Source organism: Aggregatibacter sp. oral taxon 458 str. W10330 (assembly GCF_000466335.1).
Classification (GTDB): Bacteria; Pseudomonadota; Gammaproteobacteria; order Enterobacterales; family Pasteurellaceae; genus Aggregatibacter.
Map to the genome: position 1 here is coordinate 62,588 of NZ_KE952608.1, position 19,486 is coordinate 82,073.

The 19,486-nt window shown below is 41.8% G+C and carries 14 protein-coding genes; 7 read left to right on the forward strand and 7 right to left on the reverse strand.

Features of this window, described 5'->3' with window-relative positions:
* Positions 1-187: 187 nt before the first annotated feature.
* Complete coding sequence (gene sbcB, locus HMPREF9065_RS04165; protein ID WP_198009766.1) at positions 188-1,612, reverse strand: exodeoxyribonuclease I; 1,425 nt, start codon at positions 1,610-1,612, stop codon at positions 188-190.
* Between the two features lie 14 nt (positions 1,613-1,626).
* Positions 1,627-2,499, reverse strand: coding sequence for a DMT family transporter (locus tag HMPREF9065_RS04160; RefSeq protein WP_021616229.1), 873 nt, complete (start codon positions 2,497-2,499; stop codon positions 1,627-1,629).
* 226 nt (positions 2,500-2,725) lie between these two features.
* Between HMPREF9065_RS04160 and HMPREF9065_RS04155 the strand changes: the two genes are divergently transcribed.
* The 6 genes from HMPREF9065_RS04155 (at position 2,726) to HMPREF9065_RS04130 (ending at position 7,559) form a co-directional block, all read left to right on the forward strand.
* A complete protein-coding gene (locus HMPREF9065_RS04155) occupies positions 2,726-3,136 on the forward strand; it encodes a CidA/LrgA family protein (protein WP_021616230.1) in 411 nt (136 codons plus the stop codon).
* Positions 3,133-3,828 carry a CidB/LrgB family autolysis modulator gene (locus HMPREF9065_RS04150; RefSeq protein WP_021616231.1) on the forward strand — a complete coding sequence of 232 codons (696 nt, stop codon included), beginning with the start codon at positions 3,133-3,135 and terminating at the stop codon, positions 3,826-3,828. The genes HMPREF9065_RS04155 and HMPREF9065_RS04150 overlap by 4 nt, the downstream gene beginning before the upstream one ends.
* Position 3,829: 1 nt before the next feature.
* Positions 3,830-5,182, forward strand: a complete 1,353-nt coding sequence (locus HMPREF9065_RS04145; protein ID WP_021616232.1) for an anti-phage deoxyguanosine triphosphatase — start codon at positions 3,830-3,832, stop codon at positions 5,180-5,182.
* Positions 5,183-5,351: 169 nt separating this feature from the next.
* Entirely contained in the window at positions 5,352-6,422 is a 1,071-nt protein-coding gene (msrB, locus tag HMPREF9065_RS04140) for a peptide-methionine (R)-S-oxide reductase MsrB (RefSeq protein ID WP_033002563.1), read from the forward strand.
* A gap of 3 nt (positions 6,423-6,425) precedes the next feature.
* The gene (locus HMPREF9065_RS04135; RefSeq protein WP_021616234.1) at positions 6,426-7,067 is read left to right on the forward strand and encodes a cytochrome c biogenesis protein CcdA; all 642 of its coding nucleotides are present in this window, start codon (positions 6,426-6,428) and stop codon (positions 7,065-7,067) included.
* Positions 7,068-7,082: 15 nt separating this feature from the next.
* Positions 7,083-7,559, forward strand: a complete 477-nt coding sequence (locus HMPREF9065_RS04130; protein WP_021616235.1) for a redoxin family protein — start codon at positions 7,083-7,085, stop codon at positions 7,557-7,559.
* A 64-nt stretch (positions 7,560-7,623) separates the two neighbouring features.
* Here HMPREF9065_RS04130 and HMPREF9065_RS04125 read toward each other — a convergent pair whose 3' ends face one another.
* Positions 7,624-9,924 (reverse strand): TonB-dependent hemoglobin/transferrin/lactoferrin family receptor, encoded by a 2,301-nt coding sequence (locus HMPREF9065_RS04125; protein ID WP_021616236.1) that lies wholly within the window; start codon positions 9,922-9,924, stop codon positions 7,624-7,626.
* A 147-nt stretch (positions 9,925-10,071) separates the two neighbouring features.
* Between HMPREF9065_RS04125 and HMPREF9065_RS0109480 the strand changes: the two genes are divergently transcribed.
* Positions 10,072-11,442 carry a transferrin-binding protein-like solute binding protein gene (locus tag HMPREF9065_RS0109480; RefSeq protein WP_021616237.1) on the forward strand — a complete coding sequence of 457 codons (1,371 nt, stop codon included), beginning with the start codon at positions 10,072-10,074 and terminating at the stop codon, positions 11,440-11,442.
* A 317-nt stretch (positions 11,443-11,759) separates the two neighbouring features.
* On the opposite strand, the gene mukB is transcribed toward HMPREF9065_RS0109480, so the two are convergent.
* From mukB to HMPREF9065_RS04105, 4 genes are all read right to left on the reverse strand, one after another.
* Positions 11,760-16,253 carry a chromosome partition protein MukB gene (gene mukB / locus HMPREF9065_RS04120; RefSeq protein WP_021616239.1) on the reverse strand — a complete coding sequence of 1,498 codons (4,494 nt, stop codon included), beginning with the start codon at positions 16,251-16,253 and terminating at the stop codon, positions 11,760-11,762.
* A complete protein-coding gene (gene mukE, locus HMPREF9065_RS04115; RefSeq protein WP_021616240.1) occupies positions 16,253-16,993 on the reverse strand; it encodes a chromosome partition protein MukE in 741 nt (246 codons plus the stop codon). The genes mukB and mukE overlap by 1 nt, the downstream gene beginning before the upstream one ends.
* 92 nt (positions 16,994-17,085) lie before the next feature.
* On the reverse strand, positions 17,086-18,408 hold the full coding sequence (gene mukF / locus HMPREF9065_RS04110) for a chromosome partition protein MukF (RefSeq protein WP_021616242.1): 1,323 nt from the start codon (positions 18,406-18,408) through the stop codon (positions 17,086-17,088).
* 135 nt (positions 18,409-18,543) lie between these two features.
* On the reverse strand, positions 18,544-19,422 hold the full coding sequence (locus tag HMPREF9065_RS04105; protein ID WP_033002568.1) for a D-alanyl-D-alanine carboxypeptidase family protein: 879 nt from the start codon (positions 19,420-19,422) through the stop codon (positions 18,544-18,546).
* Positions 19,423-19,486: the final 64 nt, after the last annotated feature.

The following is a 19,486-nucleotide window of genomic DNA, read 5'->3' on the forward strand; positions in this document are numbered from 1 at the left end:
GTTCATTATATAGCGAGGATTTTTTTCTGTTCATTGCTTAGCTATTTACGCATAGGGTATGGTTTTTATAGCTAGACTTTGGCTGGCTATAAAAAAACACACCATTTTCCGTGATGTGTTTTAAATAATTAGTGACGTTGTCTCTTTCCTTCTATTGGAAAAACATTAAAAAATTTGACCGCACTTTCTAATCAATTATCTTATTACCATATTCATAAACTTTTTGTAATAAAATCAGTTTCTCTTCATTGTTTGCATGTTGTGCGGCTAATGCTTGAAGGCTTTGCTCAAATCGCAAAACTTCAGCCTCTAATTTTTTCCGGCGATATTTTTGCCATTTAATTTGTTCAGCTCGGTTTAATGTGCGATAAAAATGTCTCGCACGATAATGAAACAACAATTGAGGGATTCTTGGGTCTTGAAAACTCAGATTATGTTCAGCGAGCTTTTCGGGCTCCAAAGTGCGTAAAATCGCCATATTGTTTTTATCTGCATCACTAAAAAAGCCATTATAAAGTTCAGTTTCAACATTATCAGATGCTTCAAACTCGCGATCTTGCTGAAAAATATCCATGACTTTTTGACGAACATCCTTAGATGCCAACAAACGCTGTTGATTTTTCTCGCATAACGCTCGATTAATCCCTAAACGTTCAGCGTTTTGCGGCAATAAGGTTTTCTCCGGTGCCACAATAGGACATTTATTAATATGAATGAGCTTTAATGGAACAGGAAGCACGTCAGTCTCTAACAACGTTTCTTTCTTCGTATAAAGATTTTCACGCAACTCCTCTGCCGATTTTGTTAGCAGATCATCAATATTGGCTGTTAAATCACATACGATCACCGCATTTTTATTCGTTGGGTGCCATGCTAAAGGCGCAATTAATGTCGTATTTCCACGATAATTGCCTAACATCCCCGACACATGCACTAACGGTGTCATTTCTGCGGTATTAATGAGCTTTTCAATCTCTTTTTTTCCACGATTTTCAAAAAAATATTGAAATAACTTCGGCTGTTTTTGCTTAATTAATTTTGCCATTTCAATGGTGGCATACACATCAGACATAGCATCATGCGCATTGGTATGCTCTACTCCATTGGCTTTTGTCAATTTTTCTAAACGAAAACTCGGCATACCTTCATCATCTAAAGGCCATTCAATGCCATCAGGACGCAAGGCATAACACGCTCGCACTAAATCCAACAAATCCCAGCGGGAATTACCATTTTTCCAACTATATTCATAAGGGTCTATAAAATTGCGATAAAAGGTATAGCGTGTCATTTCATCGTCATAACGAATATTATTAAAGCCCATGACACAGGTATTGGGTTGGCTGAATTCCTGTAAAATCCGCGCGGCAAAATCCGGTTCCGGCAGGCCTTTTTCATTACACTCCTGTGGTGTAATGCCTGTAACTAACACCGCTTCCGGTGAAGGCAAATAATCGTTGGTTTGCTTGCAATACAACACAACGGGCTCGCCGATAATATTAAAATCCGCATCTGTACGAATGCCGCCAAATTGCGCCGGGCGATCGGTTGCCGGATTGACACCAAAACTTTCATAGTCATAAATGAAAAAGCTGAAATCGTTTTTTGCCATCATTTTTCTCAAATTTAAGCCAAGATTTTATCTAAATAATACAAACAGAAAATTGCACACAAACTGAATACAATGCCTAACCAGTTAATTTTACTGATTTTTTCTTTAAAAATTAATGCGCCGGTAATCGTACCTAAACAAATCACCCCAATGTTCATGCCAGCAAAAACCAATGTCGGATTCGAGCCAAAACTCTGGTGAGCTTTAATATAAAACAGAATATTGAAGAAATTCAGCACACCTAAAATAATGCCGCCCACAAAACTTGCGACATTCCATTGAGTTCGTTTGAAGAACAAGTAAATAAACATAATGCAGGCAGCCAAGGAAAACGCAATGAATAGCGTCGTAGGGAATGCTCCCCCGCTTTTCGCTACTTGTTTAAACAAAATATCGATGATGCCATAACCAAACCATACACCGACTAAGCCCAAAATACCTCGAAAAGCGACCGCACTTTGTTGATTCGGTTTGCTTAAAAGGCAAAACAACCCGACAAATGCCAACACAATACCAACGACTTTTGATTGACTTAGGGTTTCGTGGAAAATTAAAAACGCAGCGAGAATGGGTAAAAATAAGGATAAGCGTTGTGCTGCATCAGAACGTACAATACCGGCGAATTCTACGGCTTTAGACATAATAATAAACACGCTTGGCAATAAAATACCTAATGCTAAGAAAATCGGCGTATTTTCGCTTTGTGCGATAAAGTCAGTAAACTCAAGCCCTTTGAAATCCGGCTTCAATAAAAACCAACTCAGTGACAACGCCACAATATAGTTAAAGGCAATGGCTTGTTGAATCTCGATATGACGTTTGCGCGCGACTTTTAGTAAGACAGACACCGCAACGCTGCAAAGAACAGCAATAATAAGGTTAAACATTTTTTATCCTAAATTTTACGATATAAAACAGGTGGGTGAAGTTTGCCAATTATCGTTATAGTGAGGCAATTTATCAACGATAAAATGAGGCTTTGAGGATCCTATCTAACAAACACAGAAAATTTGTCATAAAAAATTCCCCCGAAGTACTAACCTAAGTACTAAAATAGGCGTAGAATGACCTTACATCTTTATTTTAAAGTTTAAAAAAAAGTTGAGTTTGTTTATGTATCGGAAAGCGTTTGAATTAGCAAGATCGTTGCTCATTCTTTATCTTATGCTCTATCTTGGCGGTTTAGTCGCCCATTACGTACCTATTGGTATTCCATCGAGTATTTGGGGGTTATTACTGCTGTTTACCTGCTTAATTTTGCGTATCGTCAAAGTGGAGTGGGTGATGTTTTCCTCCCGTCTTTTAATTCGTTATATGGCGTTATTATTTGTGCCGGTCAGTGTGGGAATCGTCAAATATTCCGGTTTGCTCATGGATCAAATGAAAGAATTATTAGTGCCGAATATTGTCAGTACTTGCGTGACCTTGGTTGTAATCGGTTTACTGTCCGACTATCTGTTTTCCCTCAAATCCTTTACGCACCTCAAACATAAAATTATGAAAAAACGGGCGAAGGAGGAATGATGTCTTATCTTGTTTATGCATATACGTTATTGACAATTCTTGCTTTTGTTTTGGCGGTGAAAATCAATCAACGCTGGAAATCGGTGGTATTAAATAGCTTTGTGTTAACCGTATTGATGTTAGTGGCTGTCTTGCTGGCCTTTCATTTGCCTTATGATAGTTATATGGCTGGTAATGCGCCGCTGAATAATTTGTTAGGCGTCAGTATTGTGGCATTGGCAGTACCGTTATATGAGCAACTTCGACAAATCAGCCGTCACTGGCAGATTATTTTAATTACCACTGTGTCCGCCTCTCTCTTGGCCATGTTTAGTGGAGCGGCATTGGCGTTACTTCTTGGCGCAAAACCGGATATTGTGGCGACCATTTTACCGAAATCCATTACTACACCGATTGCTATGGCAGTATCTGAAAATTTGGGCGGGATCCCTTCTGTTGCTGCGGTGGGTGTCGTTGTTGCCGGCTTGCAAGGTTCGATTTTTGGTTATCTGCTCTTAAAAAAAATCGGGTTGAAAAATCAAGAAGCGATCGGCTTATCCGTTGGTGCGATTTCTCATGCGCTTGGCACGGTAAGTTGCATGGAAAATAATGCAAAAGCAGGGAGTTACAGTTCCATTTCTTTAGTATTGTGCGGTATCATTAGCTCAATTTTGGCACCTTTTGTCTTCAAATTGATCTACGCATTGGTATAGCATGAAAAATCAAATTAATCCCCGTTGGCAGCAACGTTTTATTGACGATCAACCTCGGGAAAAAGACCACCGCCCGTCCTTTCGTCGTGATCGCGGGCGTATTCTCCATTCTGCTGCTTTTCGCTGTTTACAGGCAAAAACGCAAATTCATGCCGTGGGCGAAAATGATTTTTACCGCACGCGATTAACCCATTCTTTAGAAGTGGCACAAATCGGCAGCAGCCTTGTGGCGCAACTCAAATTTGCTGAAGCCTTTGTTACCTTGGCACAACAACTGTCTCAGGATAAAAGCGAGTTACAAAAGCAACTTAGCCCTTTGTTGCCCACCAATGATTTAATCGAAAGTTTATGTTTTGCGCACGACATCGGTCATCCGCCTTTTGGGCATGGTGGCGAAGTGGCACTCAATTATATGATGCGCCATAATGGCGGTTTTGAGGGGAACGCACAGACTTTTCGCTTGCTCACCAAGCTTGAACCTTACACGCCCAATGCGGGGATGAATTTAACCCGTCGTACGATTCTTGGCATTGTGAAATACCCGACCATTTTGGATGTTTCTTCCGCACAATATGATCAATTCGCGGAAAGCCAACACAGTGATCCTCGTTATGTCAAAATCGCTAACTGGCGACCGGGCAAAGGATTATTCCGTGACGATCTTGACATGTTTAACTGGTTGCTCGAACCGCTTTCTGAAAGTGATCGTGCGTTATTCGGTTCACTCCAAAAAGTGCGGTCAAATCCGCAAGAGATTTTAAAGACCCGTTTCAAATCCCTCGACTGTAGCATTATGGAGCTGGCGGATGACATCGCTTATGGCGTGCATGATTTGGAAGATGCCATCGTCGTCGGTGTGGTCAATGTGCAGCAATGGCAAGAGGCCTTGAATGCATTGAACGACTGTCAATCAGATTGGATGCGACAACATATTGAAGATATCAGTACAAAACTGTTTTCCGATCAACATTACTTACGCAAAAACGCTATCGGTGCGTTAGTGAATTATTTCATCACTAATGTGCGTTGGAAAATTCAGCCTGAATTTAGCGATCCGCTGTTGCGTTATAACGCGGAATTACCGTCGGAAGTGGTGGGCGTATTGAAAGTATTCAAAAATTTTGTCCAGAAATACGTGATCAATAATGTGGAAACGCAACGTGTAGAATATAAAGGTCAGCGTATTTTGACGGAGCTGTTCCAAATTTTTGATTCGGATCCGCAACGATTACTTCCAACCAACACCGCCAACCGCTGGCGGAACGCAGAAGAAAGCGGTAAAAAACGCGTGATTTGCGATTACATTGCGGGCATGTCAGATGCGTATGCATTGAAAGTGTATCACCAGCTTTAAGCTCCTTTTCGGGCGTGCATGACATGAGCTCATCCGCGCCCTCCTCCCCTAACCTCACTCCTCTTTTCTGTCTTTTTTGAAAAAATATGTAAGTAATTTGCAGTCCCACCGTCTAACATAAATGAAAGGGTACCATTTTCATTATTTCATCTGTAATAAAGGAATTATTATGAAAAAATCAAAATTAGTCCTGATATTGACCGCACTTTTATCCTGTGCGGCAATCCCGACAAGTGTTATGGCAGAAAATCACGTTCAACCAACCATGGAGAAAAGCAATATGTCTGAAGCAACAAAAGATCTTCACGAGATTTATTTAGCCGGTGGCTGTTTTTGGGGCATTGAAGCTTATATGGAACGTATTTACGGCGTGGAAGATGCCGTGTCCGGTTATGCCAACGGCAAAGGTGACAAAACCAGTTATCAAATGATCGGCATTACGGATCACGCAGAAACGGTAAAAGTAACCTATGATCGCAATAAAATTTCGTTAGATAAATTACTGAAATATTATTTTCAAGTGATTGATCCGACCAGTGTCAACCAACAAGGCAACGACCGTGGCAGACAATATCGCACAGGCATTTATTATCAAGATGCTGCAGATAAGCCCCTGATTGAGAAAGAACTTGCCGCACTGCAAGAAAAATACAAAAACAAAATTCAAGTTGAAGTGGAACCGTTGCGCAATTATGTGTTGGCGGAAGACTACCATCAGGATTATTTAAAGAAAAATCCGAATGGCTATTGCCACATTGATTTGGAGCAAGCCAATAACGTCATTATTGACGAAAAAGACTACCCAAAACCAAGTGATGCGGAACTCAAAGCAAAATTAACCCCGTTACAATATAGCGTGACACAAAACAAAAATACCGAACATTCTTTCAGCAATGAATATTGGGATAACTTCAAACCGGGCATCTATGTGGATGTTACCACGGGCGAACCGTTGTTCTCCTCTAAGGATAAATTTGAATCCGGTTGTGGTTGGCCGAGTTTCACCAAACCGATTGCCAAAGAGGTGGTAACTTATCAAGACGATCACAGTTTTAATATGCTCAGAACAGAAGTCATCAGTCGTAGCGGAAAAGCCCATTTAGGCCATGTGTTTGACGATGGCCCGAAAGATAAAGGCGGTTTACGCTATTGCATTAACAGCGCCTCCATCAAATTCATTCCATTGGAAGACATGGCAAAGGAAAACTATGGCTATCTGATTAATGCGGTGAAGGAGTAAAAAATGTTTGATCAGCAATTATTAATCGGCACGGTTTTCCTTGCCGGACTTGCCTCCTTTTTGTCGCCTTGTATCTTCCCCATTATTCCCATTTATTTTGGGATTTTGGCAAAAGGCGGCAGAAAGATTCTGAACACCTTTTTGTTCATTGCAGGCTTATCCTTAACCTTTGTGAGCCTTGGATTTAGCTTCGGTTTTCTCGGCAATTTGTTCTTTAATGATAACGTCAGAATCATTGCCGGTATTATCGTCATTATTTTAGGGATTCACCAATTAGGTATTATCAAGTTGAATTTCTTAGAAAGAACCAAAGTGGTGGAAGTAAAAACCGAAGGGAAAAGTGCCTCCTTTGAAGCCTTCTTCTTAGGGCTAACATTTAGTCTTGGTTGGACCCCTTGTATCGGCCCGATTTTAGCTTCCGTGTTGGCACTTTCCGGTGACGAAGGATCTGCATTATATGGCGCAGGAATGATGTTAGTTTATGTACTCGGTTTGGCTACCCCGTTTGTGCTGTTCTCCTTGTTTTCCCAAGAACTGCTCAAACGCAGCAAAGCACTGAATAAACACTTAGGTAAATTCAAAATTGTCGGCGGATTATTAATTATCGTCATGGGCGTTTTACTCATCACCAATAACTTACAATAAAAGGAAATATTAACTATGAAAAAAATTATTGCATTATTATTCATGGCATTCAGCGTAAATAGCTTTGCCGAAGGAGAAAACACATTGAAAGACGTTCAATTTAAGGACTTAAATAATAACGTGGTTACACTCGATCAAGTAACCACCAAAGGCAAACCGGTTTATGTCAAAACATGGGCGTCTTGGTGCCCGATTTGTCTTGCCGGCTTAGCGGAAATTAACGAACTGAGTGCCGATCAAAGCAAAAACTTTGACGTTATCACCATCGTTTCTCCGGGAGCCAAAGGCGAAAAGGAAACCCAAGATTTCATTGAGTGGTACAAAGGGTTGGATTACAAAAACATCATTGTATTATTAGATGAAAAGGGAGAAACCATTAAACGAGGAAAAGTGCGCGGTTATCCGTCCAGTTTAGTATTGGATGCCAATTTCACACTGCAAAAAACATTGCCGGGACATTTAGGCACCGCACAAATTAAACAATTATTTTAAGAAAAAAAGCCCTGAGATATCAGGGCTTTTTCGTTTAGAATGAATTAAAGCAATTCAAGGCAAATTAGAAACGAATTTCAATAGAACCGGCAACATTGCGTCCCGGTGCATAAAAACGCTCTAGCCCTTTTCTGTCTTTATCTACGGAGTCGGTTGTACTCACTTTGTTAATCCCGCGTAAGGTATCCCATGTGTGATATTTACGATTCAATATGTTATACACCCCGGCTCGTAATGTGACATGACGATTAACTTTATAAAAGCCATATAAATCGAATAACACGGCGGAACCATTAAGATAAGGATAAGTTTTAACCTCTCTCACAAAATCTGAGGTATATTGGACAACTTGCGCATCTTTGGCTTTTTTCGCCCCAAGATAGCTTGCTTTGGCATTAATCCCCCAACGGTCATTCGGATCTTCATAACCAACACCTAAAATGACTTTAATCGGCTGAATAGACAGTAAACTTGCTTCCGTGCCACTTAATTTTCCTTTGGCATAACCAAGATTAGCAAGGAATTTCCAGCCTTGTGGAATTGTCGAAATCACCTGATCTAAGTTAACTTTACTATTGAACTCCAAACCGGAAATTCGCGCACGATCAATATTGACTGCTTGCTGTGCAATGGTGGTGTAATAAGGCTGCTGACCATAGCTGGCACTATGCGAATTATAAAATTTATTCCATTTTTTATAGGTTGATTCCTGTTCAGTGAGGAAGTTTTTATAGCGGGTATGATAAACATTTAGCCCAAAGAGACCTAATTGATGCGCCGCTTGAATGTGAATAGACTGATTTAATGCCTGTTCAGCTTTTAAATCCGGATTCGGAATCCAGTTACCCGCAGGATGTTCATAAGAAAAATACATTTCAGATGCTGTTGGAATACGGAAACCGCTGGAAACGTTATAACCGACTTTCCAAATATCATTAAGTTGTGCGTCTAGCCCTAATGATCCACTTAGACTTTGAAAGGTATTTGAAGCCGGTTTACGACTACAAGCACGGCAAGTGGCTTTTAAATCCTGTGGTACTAATTCGTCCCAGTCATAACGAACGCCTAATTGACTAGAGAACATATCATTCCATGTAACGCTATCTTGTAATTGAGCAAAAAACGAACGTGTTCTTACCGGATGCTGAATAGATTCGCTATCTTTTGCACTACTGCCCTTATCATTGGGATATTCATGGTTGTTACGGTTATCAAAATCTTTTTGCGAAATTCCGCTTCTTAAGGTGAATTGATGACTTCCCCAAGGGCTTTCCCATGGCATAAGTTCAGCACGTAATGAGGCACGCATAAAACGTGTATTCATATGCGTATCTTGAATTTCATATAAATGCTTTTGCGGTAAAAGTTCTGTAAAATCAGAATTATAGCGTCGTCCGCCTTTATAGTTTTTTGAACCAATATCTGTTTTTTGCCAATCTAAATCGGTTCTTAAATAACTTAACCAACGATTATTTTCCGGAAAATATTCATAGGCTAAATTGGCGTTATAGCGTTTTCCAATATCTTTAGACTCACGCCAAGAACTGAGATTGAGCGTATAAGATTTTTCATCAATAAAATTATCCGCACTTTGACCGTTAAATGACGCACTCACACGATGTGACGGCGTAATAAAATACCCCATCTTTGCTAAATAACTGTGATTCTTATGATGTGACGGATCAGGAATTCCTCGCGCATTACCGGAGATATCCTCGCCATTGCCACGACTTTTCATCTCATGGCCATTGCGATAAGAATAAAGTAATGTTGCATCAAATTTATCATCTTTATAGGCAACACCTAATGTGTTTGTCCATTCGCGATTTTTACTGGCATAACCATTTTTAAGTAAGACACCCCACTTTTGTTCCGGCAGAATAATATCATCTGCCCCTAAAGTGCGGTAATTTACTGAACCGCCTAATGAACCACTTCCTGCATTAAAAGAATCCGCACCACGCATAATATCAATGCCTTGCACCAATTCAGGATCGATACTCAAACGTGAACTATTAAAATTACCATAACGCGCGTAAAGTGAATTTTCTTCTGAATCAGGTAAATTCACCCCATCAATACTAATACCAACGCGATTGCCTTCAACGCCACGCATCGCAAAGCCTTTATTGCGCCGACCATTATCACTAATGCCGACATCGGTGGCATAACGCACCAAGTCATAATTATCCGCGATCAGCTCTTCTTGAATCACTTTACGTGTCTTTTTGATTTGATTCGCTTTGACTTCAGTCGCATTTCCATCAACGGTAATAGTATCTAATGCGGTTTGTTCTTCTGCATATGCTTGCAAACCTACTAGCACGCATAATGCACCTAAGGAAAGAGGATATTTAAGAGGCATATATTCACCTGAGAGTTAATTAAGTAATACTGCGATAAAGTTTACAAAAATTAGATAAATTTGACAATGCTATTGCAAATTATTCTCATTTTTTGTAGATTATATAGCTGTCTATTTAATCTATAAACTCATTTAAAGGACTTTCCTATGAATAAACTTCAACCCTCAATCATTGCACTCTCTTGTATTATGGCATTAAGTGCGTGTTCTTCCAGTTCAAAAGGCGGTACAGACAATTCTGAACAAATTCGTCAAACCGAAATTGAACTCAACCAAAAAATTGCAGAAGCCAATAAAAAAGCGGAAGATGCCGTGAAAAAGGCGGAAGAAGCAGCAAAAGCGAATAGCCAAAAACAAACTGAATCAGGCAAAAAAGCTGAAGAGGCAACTCAAACAGAAAAACCACAAAGCCAACAAACTGACACAGAGAAAAGTACTGCTCAAGAGACACTGAAAAAAGCGGAAGAGGCTGCTAAAGCTGCACAAGCTAATAATCAAAAAACTGAAGCTGAGAAAAATGCCGCTCAAGAAGCACTGAAAAAAGCCGAAGAGGCCGCTAAAGCCGCACAAGCCAGCAGCCAAAAAACTGAAGCCGAGAAAAAAGCAGCTCAAGAAGCACTGAAAAAAGCCGAAGAGGCAGCTAAAGCCGCACAAGCTAAGAGCCAAAAGACTGAAGCTGAGAAAAACGCTGCACAAGAGGCATTAAAAAAAGCCGAAGAGGCAGCCAAAGCGGCACAAGCCAACAGCCAAAAAACTGAATCCGAGAAAAATGCTGCACAAGAAGCACAGAAAGAGGCTGAAAAACGTTTAAAACAATTAGAAACGTTACAAGCTAATGAAAAATCACGTATTCCGCTCAGTGATAAAATTTTTGGTGGCGCTAGTGGTGAAATGACGGAAACAATCTCCGGCGGCACGTTAGTCGGCAAACAAAATAGCCCTGCCCGTCTTTTAACACGAGATATCCGTGATCTGGCCATCATTGATGAAAATGGCAGAATTGTTGATATCAATATTCTAAGAAGAGCCATCGATGAGTTCGGTGATGAAGTCTATGATCCCTATAATCTCCAAAAAGAAGGCCAAACTATTTTAAGTAATGATAACTTTAAATCCAGTGCATTCGGAACCTATGTTGACAATCTAACCGGCAATCAATACTTCTTTGCCCAAGGTCTGCCGACCGCTGTTGCGCAAATTCCTACTGCAGGTAGCGCTGAATATAAAGGAGGGGCTGTTTATAAGAAAGATGGCGATAGAAATTTCAGTGAGAGAACTGAAATGAAAGCGACCGCTGATTTTGCCAATAAAGTCATTGACATTAATATCATGAAGAAAACCAATGCCGTGCCGGAAATGCATTTTGGCGGTAAAATTACTGCGAATAGCTTTGCCGGTGAAGTAAATGGTATCAAAACCCAAGGTGGATTCTTCGGTGAAAATGCTCAAGAAATGGGTGGGTTATTCACCAATGAGGCGGATCAATCTCGCGGTGCATTTGGTGGTATAAAACAATAATATTGCCATAACGCGATCAAAAAAACCTGTGACTGAGAAACACTCAGCACAGGTTTTTTATTATACCTATTGTACGAATGATTAACCTCGATGCGTAATTCACGATTTCATACGTAGCGTGCAACTTGTTGCACGACCAAATCACGCACGAAATGTTATTTAACCCTTCTGGACATTCCCGATTCCGGGTGTAGCGTGCATCTTGATGCACGACCAAATCACACACGGAACGTTATTTAACCCTTTCGGGCATTCACGATTCCGTGCGTAGCGTGCAACAAGTTGCACGCTACAATGAAAATATAGGGCGATGTTGCTTATGCTGTTGCACCAAATCCGCGTAATCCGACCACATGAACGTGTTCGTGATTACCGGAGATTTTACGCACCAGTTTATAGGTAGTACCTTTTTCCGGGCTGATGTTTTCCGGTGCAGCAATCAATAGTTGCATATCCAGGCGTTCGCATAGCTCGAACAAAGTAGAAATAGATTTTGCATCCAAACGCGCTGCTTCGTCCAAGAATAATAAACGGCACGGCACGATGTCTTTGCCGCGGATACGACGGCTTTCTTCTTCCCAGCTTTGTACCACCATTAAGAGGATGGACATACCGGTACCGATAGCTTCCCCGGTGGATAATGCGCCGCTTTCTGCGCGCAACCAACCATCTGCGCCACGGTAAACTTCCACTTCTAAGTCAAGGTAATTACGGTAATCCAATAATTCTTCACCGATGGTTTGCGCAGTACGTTGCCCCACATCAATATGCGGATTGAGACGTTGATATAGCTTCGCAATAGCCTCGGAGAAAGTCATCCGATTGTCGCTGAACAGATCTTGATAATCCGACTGATTACCGGATAACGCATCCAACAACATGGCATGCGTATCCCGAATATTCACCACTAAACGCACTGATTTCACCTGACCAAAGGCGATATTTTGTAGGCCTTGATTCAACATACGAATGCGATTTTGCTCACGTTGAATGGTTTTACGCATGATATTCGCCACACTTTCAGAACTGATCGCCAATTTTTGTTCACGGCCGGTCAATTCTTCCGTTAAGCGGGAAAGCTCAATTTCCATTTGTTCAATTGCATCAATCGGGTCATCGGTTTTCAGAATATCCTGACGAATACGTTCGCGCAGGTGCTGATACACTGCAATAAAGAACCGCACTTTATTTTCCGGTTTACGGCTATCTTCTGATAAACGCAAAGCATCACGCAGATATTCGTTGTCAGCAACCGCTGTACGCAACGCACCTAGCGCTTTATCTGACATGGAACGTAATTCATCTGCGGATAAATAGGCTAATTCACGACGATTTAAACGTTTTTCTACATCAGAATTACGGGATAAACGAAGCACCACACACCAACTCATTTTTGCTGCCGTCACCAACTCACGCTGGGTTTTATAATCACGTTCTGCTTTACGAATACGACGAGTCAGATTTTCCGCTTCGCTTTCGATAAGGGTAAGTTGTTTTTCAATGTAAGAACGGCGTTGGCGATTAGTAGAAAGTTGTTGATATAACTCGTCACGACGAATTTTGGCACGCTCTTCCGCGCCTTCATCAGCACGCACACCCAATTCACCAATTTCTTGCATCAATTCCTGCAACATTTGATTTTTACTGTTGAAAGAACTTTGCAATTGAATCAACACTTGATTGTACTGCGCATATTGCGCTTGAACTTGACGTAATTGTTCGCGCTGAATTTCGCGTTGTTGCTGCATTTGTTCTAAACGCGCGCGTAACTGTTCGTTTAATTCAGAGGTTTCCGTTTGTACGCTTTCCGCATAATTGAAATGCGCTTTGCGTTGCACCACATCCGCCAAGGCAAAGACTTTTTGCTGTACTTGTTTTTGTAGCTGAATGGCTTGTTCATAATCGGCTTTTAAGTGCTCGTAATTTTCCGGGTCACTTTGCAACATATTAGCAATAGGTTCTAATTGTGACAACGTGACGCCGTGCTGACGGATAAATAATTCATCCTGCTCTGCCAAATCTAATTGCTCACGGCATTCTTCAATGCGATCAGTTAAGCTATCATCAGCCAATAATGGCAATTGCGGAATTAATTTATTTAACAACTGCATTCTTTCTTTCGCATCATCTAAACGAAGACGAATTTGTTGCTCGCCGATCACCAATTGATTAAGCTCGCGTTCAATTTCATTGCGTTGTTGATTGGTCTGCGCCATCAGTTGTTCCGGATTGGCTTGGAATGCCAAGGCTAAATGCAAACCAACAAACTGGCTAAAATGTTCATGCAAACGCTGACATTTTTGTACGTCAAAAGCACGTTGTGCGTACTGCTCCGCCACTTCCTCACGTTTAGCCTGTAATTCTTCCAAATGTTTTTCACGAGCTGCACGGCCGAACAACGGAATTTCAGGGAATTTGGAATAACGTAATTCACGATCAGACACCTGAACAACTACACCAAGCTCTAACTCTTGCGCGGAAAGTACGCTGTCGTCAAACGCCGCCGGATCGCCCTCGATTAAATACAAATCTTCCGGGCAATCTTCCAAATTAGCGAGTTGCTCTTTCACCGCATTCAAATCACGTACCACAATAGCGTGGCGTGCCGGGCCGTATAAGGCAGAGAAATAAGGCGCGTCTTCGATCGGCACATCATCGTATAATTCAGACAGCAACACGCCACCGAAACGTTCTGCCAGCACATTCAAACGGGCATCTTCCGAACCATCCGGCTGACTTAAACGGCTAATTTGCTCATCTAATTGCTGACGTTGAAACTCGAGTTGGTCGCGTTCCATGGTCAATTCACGTTCTTTGGTCAGCTGTGATTGCATGAAATTCATCACATCCTGGCTGTCCTCAAATTGCTCGCCACTTTGATCCTGCAAACGTTCCAATGCGGCTTGAGCGGTTAACCAAGCCGGCGCTTTACGTGCGTTTTCATCATAAAGTGCGGTCAAATTTTCACGTTTTTGACGTAGCGTTGAACGTTGCTCAACTAAATCAGAAAGTTCGGCAGATAAATCCTCAATTAAGGCTTCTTGATCGCCATAAAACGCTTCCAATTCATCCGCCGTTTCTAAGTTTTGATTCGCACGTTGATTAAAATCGTTTAATAATCTGACCGCACTTTGTTGTTGATTTAAGCGTTGCTCTAACTCATGTAACTTAGCACGCAATTGCAGCGTTTGTTGCGCTTGGAGTTTCTGTGTCGGATATTCGCGTAATAATTCTTTGGCACTTTCCCACGCGGCAGAACGTGGCACCTCACCTGCAATTTTGCAAACCAATTGATAGGCTTTATCAAATTGCGTTTTCGCCGCCTCGGAAATAGACATTTTTTGCTCTAGTTCAAGCACGTTATCCGTCAATGCTTCCGCTTGCGCTTCAAATTCTTCGTGATATGCCTCCACGTTTTTTACCGATAAATCGGCTAATCCGCACAACGTCTTGGCTTTTTCTAAGGCTTGAATGGCTTGCTGATATTGCAATGCGCGCGTTTGTTGCGCATCTAGGGCTTGTTGATAATCTGCTAATTGGGAACGCAGGTTATCAACTTCTTGTTCTGTTTGTTCAAATTGCGCCTGGCTTTCTTCCAGTTGCTCGTTAGCGGTTTCAACCACCATTTTTTGGTCTTCCAAACGCTCGGTCAGTTCGTTGACATCTTCTTGATAACGAGAAATTTTTTCCTGATGACGTAACGCATTTAACACCAAATTCAGGTGATCAAGCGCGCTTTGATGATCCACTTCTAGGATTCTTTCATTTTCTGCCAATTCGGCGGCTTCACGGCTTAAATCAACCAAACGATGTTGTGATAAATCCTGTTCGGATTTGGCTTTATACCACTCCTGACGGAAATTTAATGCGGTTTCAATATTGCCACGGCGCTCATTGGCATTTCGCATATAATCCGCTGCCACATAATTAGTGGATTCGGTGATTAAATGTTTGAATAAATCGCGATCTGCTTGGGTGACTTTAATGGCTTCTAGCGTCATGCGGTTTTCACGTAAAGCACTTTCCATGTCTTGGAAGGCTTTTTTCACGCCAAGATTTTCCGGCAATAAATAATCTCGTAATGAACGGGTAATGGCACTGGAAATACCGCCGTATAAAGAGGCTTCGATCAATTTATAGAATTTGCTACGGTCTGAAGAAGAACGTAAGCGTTTTGGAATAATCCCCAAATCAAACATCATGCCGTGGTAATCGGTGATGGAGTGATATTGTTTAAATTGGGCACCGCCCTGCTCAACTTTGTCTTTTAGTTCATTTAAGGTCAGTACGCGCGCTTGACGTTCGTTAATGGTTTCGGTGAAAAGTGCGGTCGGATTGACAGACAATTCTACGCCTTGAATAGAAAAGGTTTTTAAATCCACTTTTTTATCACGCCCAGCCACCTGTTGCAGACGGACACCCACAATAATTCTTTGATGACGGGAGTTAATGGTATCCAACGCCGCATAACAAACGCCCGGACGCAATTTACCGTGCAAACCTTTATCACGAGAACCGCTTGTTGCACCGGCTTCCGTAGTGTTACGGAAGTGCAATAAGGTTAAGTCCGGAATCAACGCTGTCACAAATCCGGCCATGGTCGTAGATTTACCGGCACCGTTACCACCGGAAAGTGTGGTCACCAATTCGTCTAAATCAAAGGTGCGGGCGAAGAAACCGTTCCAGTTGATGAGCGTTAGAGAACGGAATTTACCGCGTTCTACCCCACTGTTTTGGTTAAAGATAACCGGCGCTACATCAGAGGATACCGTATCCATTACTTCATTTTCCAGGGATAATTCTTCAGTCATTATTCTTGTTCCTCTTCTACGAATTCGTCTTCAACGTCAGTCTCGTTTTCACTGCTTTCTGTATCACGTTGTAATGCGGCTTTTTCAGCTTGTAAAGATTGTGGCGTTGCCGCTTCACCATCACGAATTAAGCGTAATTGTGCTTCAATCGGATCATCTCCGGCACGCACTTCTGCGCCAAAACGGAATACAGACTCAGAAATGGTAAACTTTCCGCTGTTCGGTTCACCGACGGTATAAATCATACCTAAACGGCGCAATCGACCGATTGCCGCACGCACTTTTTCAGCCAGTTTTTGTTTATCTAAATCGGAACCGCTGGAACGTTGATTCACGGCTTTTAGTAGCTTGCCTTCATCCGCTAAATTCAGTAATTCGTCATACACTTCCTGGGTACTGAAAATCCCTTGTTGGGCTAGTCGCTCCGGGCTTAAATACAAATAACACAACACCTTACCCACTAACATTTCCAATTCGGTTAACACGGAACGGGCAATGAGCGTTGTGGCTTTTGGACGTAAATAGAAAAAACCTTCCGGCGCACGAATCAGTTCGACGTTATAGCGACGATAGAACAGATCCAGTTCCGTTTGAAAATCAAGTAAAAAAGCGTGGTTGTCTAACTGTTCTGTACTGATATGTTTACCGGAACGCAACTGGCTGTCCACCGCCGGAAATAACGGATTGGCAATGGCGGCTGCCAATTTTGGGGAAATTACATCTTGAAGGTTGTCTGTCATTATTTTTTCTCTAACTGAATTGCTCTGTTATTGTCTTATTTATGCGATAGCGAAATACGCCTCAAAAAACGCGTGGATTTTCGACCGCACTTTTAATATTTATCAATAATATTCGCCTGAACTTCGGCGCCATCCTCATTAATACCTGCCCAATGCGGATAGATTCCGGCGAGGTCATCGCTTGCCATACCTAAACGCACCGCCTGATCCACAATAATACGCGCCACATCAAAATGTTGTGACAACGGATAATGTTCGAGCTGTTGTTTTAAGACAATGCTCAAATTAATCGGACGGTTTTGCTCACGGTAATTAACAAGCAACGTTTGCATATGTTCTACAATTTGCTCGCGAATATCGGCTAAAGATTCGTATTGCAATTCTTCCGGCAATTCACCCAGCGCGTCTTCTTCACGTAAGGCTAATTCTTCATCGCGCAAGTCCACCAAACGTTCTGCTTGCGCTGTCCATAAGAACCAAGGGTTGTCGAAATAATGATGAATAGAATGGCGTAAACGTTGGGAAAAGACACGGTTCTTGTCCATATCAATGGCAGTACGGATAAATTTATGCACATGGCGGTCATAGCCGATCCACAAGTCGATAGCTTGCTGTCCCCAGCTGATGATGCGGTCTAATTTCGTTTGTAAATTGGTGATTAATTCATCAACAAAATACAATTCTTGGCGACCGATCACACAATCTTGAATGCGTAATAACTGCGCCTGTAATTTGTCGCCTGCCGCATTTAGCGTGTCTTGGAGTTCCCGTAAATTCCCGGAAGTTTCATCTAATAATTGTTCACAGCTGGAAATGGCTGCCTGCCAATTTTTTGTTAACAACGCGGCAATCTCCTCTTTAATGCTTTGTTGATTTTCATCCATAATGCGCTGTGACAAGTCAATGCTGTCAAAAATTTCAGCAACAGAATATTTCAATGGGGCAAACACATGACGACGCCAATAATGCTCATCGCCATCTTCTTCGGCAGCCTCAGACGCACGCTGGATTTCATCGGCCACAATGGAGAGCTGAACGGAAAGGCGTAAAGCAGAAAATTCGCGTTGACGAATGTAATAATCAGAGACCCCTACCCCCAACGGCGTTAAGCGATAAATCGCCAATCCTTCGGTAAACTCACTACTAAAGCGATTAAGAAAACGCTGTTTTACTAATTCGTTAATGGCGTTATTGGCACGTGTGGCGACCATGTCTTTCGATAAATCAAATGCGGTAGAAATATGGCGAAAAATATCAATTAAATCGCTTTCCAAGATTTCACCGTCAAAACGTTCATCGTTATAAATTGCAATCGCCAATAGAAATGCCAATCGTTCTGTCGGTAAATTTAAAGAAAATTCACGTTCTTTCGCCCAAGAGACCAGTTCAGGAATGGTTTGTGATGTGTCAAGCATTAGGGATCTCACAGCAGTGTTATATCAACAAAAAATTGCGGGAATTATACAGGAATTTGTGCTTTCTAACAGCTTGAAAGTAGGAAGTGCGGTCAAAAAAAGCCACGTTTTCACCACTCAGCGAAACAATGCCGATTATTCCGTCACCTTTTTGATCAAGGCATCCATCCCTTCTTCATCATAGCCTTCTTCGTATTGCACATCCTCAACAAAATCACTGAGCACTTTATTATTTAATGCGGTGCAGCCGTATTTTTCCAGTTTATTTTTGGTGAAATTAGAACGCGAAGCGGAAGAGGCGTTATTCAGGCTTATCACACCGATGATGGCTTGATTGCAAGGCACTTTATTGACGAATACCAAATTGTATCCTGATTCGCGGATGTAACCGGTTTTATTCACTGCCGCACTGAATATTTCATCCCGCACCAATTTGTTGGTATTTTTCACAAAAACACGGCGCTTTCCCGTGTTGATGTGGGTTGAGGAAAGGTTGGAAAGGTAGTTAATTTCGGCTTTATTCAGCGAATATTTAGCCAATTTGACTAAATCCAACGCGCTAGACACATTGCCGGTAGATAACCCGGAACTGTCGCTAAAATGAGTGGATGTCATGCCTAATGTTCGTGCCTTTTCATTCATCTTTTGAATAAATTGCGCACGGCTCATACCTGCCGAACGGGACAATGCATGGGCGGCGTAATTATCGGAATGCACCAACATAGCTTTTAATAATTCATGGCAGGCAATGGGGGTGCCTTTGGGTAAGGTCGTGTGCGTGCCTTTGATATGGTCGATATCCTCACCGGTAATGGACGTTGTGCAACGCGCATTTCGATTATGTTCTAGAAAGACAATTGCCGTCATCAACTTTGTCACAGAGGCGATAGGTTGCACGCTGTTTGGTTGGTGAGTTTCCAGCATTCGGTTATTGGTAAAATCATAGACAATATAAGACTGCGCCATCGCCAAAGTCGGAAAGAAAAGCGCAGTGAAGAAAAGCGGTTTTAACATAATTCTCAAGCGTTTTTTGTATTTATCGACGGGATAGGCATGATAATCTCTCATCAGTATCCCG